The sequence below is a fragment of the Vibrio sp. 1078-1 genome (assembly GCF_033340475.1).
Genome location: NZ_JAWOWM010000954.1, coordinates 1 through 510, shown reverse-complemented (window position 1 = coordinate 510; position 510 = coordinate 1). Strand labels below are relative to the sequence as shown.

Annotated in this window: 1 protein-coding gene; it reads left to right on the top strand. The window is 45.3% G+C overall.

What is annotated here, in order from left to right; all coding sequences use genetic code 11:
• Window positions 1-510 (top strand): DMT family transporter (locus R7190_RS31060; RefSeq protein WP_318138364.1); only part of this gene is annotated, 510 nt, incomplete at both ends.

Genomic DNA, 510 nt, shown 5'->3' with positions numbered 1-510 from the left:
ATTCGGTGACCACGTTACCTTTGGCAGAAGCAACCATCTTCCAATACATTCATCCGGTATTTACGGCGATGCTCGCTGTCATTTTTTTGAAAGAGCGAATTCAGCCCACAACCTTCATTTGTATTGCGCTATGTTTGCTCGGCGTCTACGTCATGGTTCGGCCAGAAACCGGCGTAGAATCTGCACAAACACTTCCAATGTTCAGTGTGATGATTGCTATTTTAGGTGCTTTTGGTAGCTCTATTGCTTATGTCATTGTAAGAAAGCTCAGCCAAACCGAAGACAGCTCGGTGATCATTTTCTACTTCCCACTTGTGGCGCTACCAACGTCCATCCTGTTTATGGGAGATAACTTTGTCATGCCAGATCTTTACCTGACGTGTATGTTGGTATTGGTCGGCGTGTTCACTCAAATTGGTCAACTTGGGCTGACTAAGGCGATGCAAACTCAACAAGCAGGTAAAGCATCAGCCTACTCTTACGTGCAGATTGTCTTTTCGGTACTGTTAG